3 protein-coding genes and 2 pseudogenes are annotated in these 4,353 nt (G+C 67.7%); 3 read left to right on the forward strand and 2 right to left on the reverse strand.

Features of this window, described 5'->3' with window-relative positions; genetic code table 11:
• Nucleotides 1–109: 109 nt before the first annotated feature.
• A pseudogene (locus tag ACWD1Z_RS36550) lies at nt 110–543 on the reverse strand (transposase); the annotation flags it as partial.
• Nucleotides 544–583: 40 nt separating this feature from the next.
• Nucleotides 584–823 (reverse strand): annotated as a pseudogene (locus tag ACWD1Z_RS36555) (helicase); the annotation flags it as partial.
• A 169-nt stretch (nt 824–992) separates the two neighbouring features.
• Here ACWD1Z_RS36555 and ACWD1Z_RS36560 point away from each other — a divergent pair.
• The 3 genes from ACWD1Z_RS36560 to ACWD1Z_RS36570 all read left to right on the forward strand — a co-directional run.
• Nucleotides 993–2,195: a helix-turn-helix domain-containing protein gene (locus ACWD1Z_RS36560; protein WP_451125098.1), complete on the forward strand. Its 1,203-nt coding sequence runs from the start codon at nt 993–995 to the stop codon at nt 2,193–2,195.
• Between the two features lie 741 nt (nt 2,196–2,936).
• The gene (locus ACWD1Z_RS36565) at nt 2,937–3,383 is read left to right on the forward strand and encodes a DUF6415 family natural product biosynthesis protein (RefSeq protein WP_451125100.1); all 447 of its coding nucleotides are present in this window, start codon (nt 2,937–2,939) and stop codon (nt 3,381–3,383) included.
• Between the two features lie 146 nt (nt 3,384–3,529).
• On the forward strand, nt 3,530–4,353 hold an 824-nt coding region (locus tag ACWD1Z_RS36570; protein ID WP_451125102.1), incomplete at its 3' end, for a radical SAM protein.

The following is a 4,353-nucleotide window of genomic DNA, read 5'->3' on the forward strand; positions in this document are numbered from 1 at the left end:
CCAAGCGTTCCACGATCAGCACGAACCCAGGCTACCGACCTCGCCAATTGAGACGACCTCTAAACTGATCATTCAGAGTGAGGTTCGGAGCCTTTTACCTGTCCTACGCCGGCAGGCCGCGGCGGTCGACGATGAGGTGGATGTTCGATCCGTTCTTGCAACGGTCGGTCGGATTCGGTCCCGTCAGCTGCCCCCTTTGAGGGCCCGGACGCTGACGGAGTCGATCGCACACCGCGACCAGTCCAGCCCGCCGCGGGAGCCGAGTTCCTCCAGGACCAGGCGGTGGCGCTTGGCCAACACCCGGGCCTCGGTCCACTCGGTGAACCTGCGGAAGGCGGTGACACCGGACAGATCGAATCCGGGTGGCAGTTGATTCCAAGTACAGCCCGAGGTGGGCACGAAGATGATCGCGGCAAGCACCTCGCGATCCCCTCGTCGGCGGTGGCCTCCGCCCTGCGGGCGTTCCGGTGCCGGCGGGACCACCCGCTGGAACAACTCCCAAAGGTTTTGCGGCGCCAACCGTTCGACAAGCGCAGCAGTCATCACCCCAGAGTGCCGCAACATCACACCAACTGAAATGACTGGCCAACTGCTGCCCGTAGACGCCCTCGAACGCCTCCGCCAGCACGCCCAGCGACGCGTACGTCGCGTAGATGGTCACCGGGCCCTGGCCGTGCCACAGCGCCAGCTGCACCGGGTTGGTGGTGGAGCGCACCCTGAGGTTCCACAGCTCCGGGTCGTCATCCAGCGAACACACCGCAACCGCCGGCCCCTTGTGCCCAACCTCATGCCACGCCTTCACCGGCTGCGCCAGCAGATCCAGCCGTTTGGGAGCCGTGGGGCGTCTCGAAGCTGTAGCCGAGGACGAGTCGGACGGGCCCGAGGCGGGGGCGCAGCATGACGGTCCCCATCGTGGGAGATGAGGGCCGATCGCCGTTCCCTCGGCGCCGCCAGGGGTACCTTCGAGGTGTCGAGACTTGAAGGGGGCCAGTATGCCCGACACCGCCTCCGCGGCCCCGGACCGCATCGGGGCGCGCATCCGAGAGTTCCGGGCTATTCGCGACTACTCCCTGTCCGAACTTGGCCGACGCGCGCACGTATCGCCGAGCCTGCTGTCCCGCATCGAGAGCGGCGAACGCGCCGTAAGTGAATCCGTCCTGGCTTCCGTGGCACGCGCTCTCGCGGTGAAGGTCTCCGTCCTGCGAGGACAGCCCTTCATCCACACGCTGCAGAGGGAGCAGCTCGACGCGCTACTGGTGCCGATCAGCACCGCGTTCGACGACTGGGACTTGCCACCGGACGACTCGCAAGCGCCGCGTTCACTCGACGCTCTCGAAGGCGAGGTGCAGCGTCTTCGCGAGCTGCGGGTGAAAGCGCAGTTCACTGAGATCGCCGGGGACCTTCCTGGGCTGATTTCGGAACTGGCTCTCGCTACGCAGCTCCACACTGCGCCTGGCAGGGACCGTGAGCGCGCCCATGCGGCCCAGGCGGAGGTCTCCCGTACGGCGGCGATCGTGGCATACCGGATCGGATACATGGATCTTGCGCGGCTCGCGCTGGCTCACATGGCCGTTGCTGCGCCTCGGTCGGGTGATCCACGGCAGGTCGCCATCGAGAGGTACGAGCGGGCGCAGATGGCCGCCGACAGCTCTCGTCTCGACCGCGGCGTGTCTTTGATGCGTCATGCGCTCCGCGAACTGGACGACGACGGGACGCGTCCCACTCGTGCGGTGCGTGGCACACTCCAGCTGCGCGCCGCTACCCTGTCGGCCCGCAGCGGCGACGAGAGCAGTGCAGCCGACTGGATCGGTGAGGCGGACGAACTCGCCGAGCAGACCGGTGAGACGCGTGACTACGCCCTCGCGTTCGGTCCGCTCAACGTTCGCTTGCATGAGATCTCCGCTGCCAGCGACCAGAACGACTATGACCAGGCTTTGGCCGTTGCCGCCGATGTGCAGTTACCGGACGGCTATCCACCCACCCGGGCCGCTCACTTCTGGATCGACAAGGCCAACGCGCAGACGTGGACCGCTCAACAGGATGAAGCGCTGAAATCGCTTCAGGCCGCCCGGGCGGCGTCTGCGCAGCTCACCCGCTATCACCACTCGGTGCACGAGACGGTTGCCACGCTACTGCGGGCACGACCGCGCGCTGGCGACGAGCTTCGGGAGTATGCCCTGTGGTGCGGCGTTTAGCTCACGCGTGAACTCCGGTCAAGAGCTGTGGGGTTGACAGTTCAGTCAACGCCACAGTGGCTTTTTGTCGGCACTCTGAGTGAGCAAGGAAGACCCCGGCGACCGCGCGAACGGCCCCGGGGCTTGGCCGACGCCGGAGGACGCCGACATGACAGAGACTACGATCCCCCAGGGGGCCAGCACATCCCGAGCAGATTTACTGCACCATAGGGCGGTTGCGGGTTGGCTCGCCTCCGCGCATCCGTTGCCTGCGGCAGTACACCGGGAGTGGGAAGGCGAGGCCAGGCTCGCCCTGGTCCCGTTGGGGCGGCTTTTCGACGCGGTTCGTATCCCCGCGGTCATCGTCCACCGTGCGTTGGCCACCCATGATCAGGCGGTTGTGGCCCGGCGGCTGGCACGGTACGTGCACGGAGGCCCGGTCATCCATGACCCCGCGGGCCGGCGTTATTACGCCTTGGTCCCGGCGGGCACCGCGCGAGGCTGGCGCGCGCCCGCCGCGGAGTGTTTGGGGGAGGGTACTTACCTGGGCGTTCCCCGTCCCGGCCTGACGGAGGTGGATCGGGGCACGCTCTGCTCGTACTGGGCGGTGCCGGTGAACCGGCCGGGCAAGCTGTGTCGGGTGTCGGGCGTGATGACCGTAGTCATGGCGGGCGCGGTCATCGCTGACAAGGACGGCGGGGCAGCGTCATGAAAGCCCCGCAGAGCTGTGAGAGCACGAGCACCCTCCCAGTGGACAGTGCCATGATGCGCGCCACTGTCAGCCAGGTGCTGCCGCCGGAGGTGACCCCGGTCGACCTCACCACGGTGGAGACCTTGACGGGTCTGCTGTGCGGGCACATGCAGCTGCTCATCCCGGAGATCGAACAGGCCGCGATGCGGCTGCCCGCTGACGACGTTCCTCGCTACTGCGCGCTCGTCGCGGTCCGCGAAGCCCGCAGGAAGCTGGACGCCCGCCCCGGACCGAGGCCCTACGACGCCGTCACACACGTGCGCAGACTCGGCCGCTCGCTCCTGGCCTTGTGCGACCACTACGAGGCCCTGACCGGGCTACGCATGTGTCTGGCCTGCGACCAGCCCATCAGGCCGGGCGAGCCGACGCGCCCGTTCGACCAGGGCAGCCAGTCCGGTGGCTCGGCCGTCTCCGGCGGGATTCACGAACGTTGCTGCAACGCCGTCCGCATCCGCTGACTTGGCTCCGCCCGCCCCGGAGTCAGGGGCCCCACGGCGACCGCAGGGTCAGGGTCGCACCTCAACGCCGCCCCGGCAGAGCTGCGCAAGCCTCTGCCGGGGCGGGTCTTCTGTCCGCGCTGCGATTACCCAGGAGGCAGAACCACATGACCGCTAGAGTCGACACATCGGGTCGCGGCGAGTTCGGCCGTGTGACGTTTCTTGAGCTGGAGATCACCAGCCGTTGCCAGCTGACGTGTTCGCACTGCTACGCAGAAGCCGGCCCGGCCAAGAGCCACGGGACGATGACCGGTGAGGATTGGAAGCAGGTCATCGACGAGGCCGCCCGCCTCGGGGTGACCACGGTGCAGTTCATCGGGGGCGAGCCGCCGCTGCATCCTGACTTCACCGAGCTGGTGGAACACGCGCTGGACCGCAGTGTGGGCGTCCAAGTGTACAGCAACCTGTACCGGGTCCGGCTGGAGCACTGGGGCCTGTTCGAGCGGCCTGGAGTCTCGCTGGCCACCTCGTACTACGCCGACACCGACGACGGACACGACGCTGTCACCGGCCGCAAGGGCAGTCACGCCGCGACCCGCGCGAACATCATCGAGGCCCTGCGGCGCGGCATCCACGTGCAGGTCGGCATCGTCGATGTCCTCGAAGGCCAGCGCGTCGACCAGGCGCACGCCGAGCTCACAGCGCTCGGGGTGATGGATATCAATGTGGACCGGGTCCGAGGTGTGGGTAACGCGGCCAAGGCGCTGCCGTCTACCTCGGAGCTGTGCGGGAACTGCGCCGACGGCCGGGCCGCGATCATGCCCGACGGCACGGTCATCCCTTGCGTTCTCGGCCGCTTCCTTCCCGCCGGGTCGGTCAAGGGTGGGAGCCTGAAAGCGGTACTCGACAGCGAACGGTGGAGGGAGGTGAAGCAGCTCATCCCGCTCCGGAGGGGAGCTGGTTGCACGCCCGACGAGGACTCGTGCATGCC

The sequence above is a fragment of the Streptomyces sp. NPDC002784 genome (genome assembly GCF_053592135.1).

Bases quoted from the DNA above. Each gene is read 5' to 3' on its own strand.
- ACWD1Z_RS36565 (WP_451125100.1), top strand. From the start codon at position 2,937: ATGATGCGCGCCACTGTCAGCCAGGTGCTGCCGCCGGAGGTGACCCCG.
- ACWD1Z_RS36560 (WP_451125098.1), top strand. From the start codon at position 993: ATGCCCGACACCGCCTCCGCGGCCCCGGACCGCATCGGGGCGCGCATC.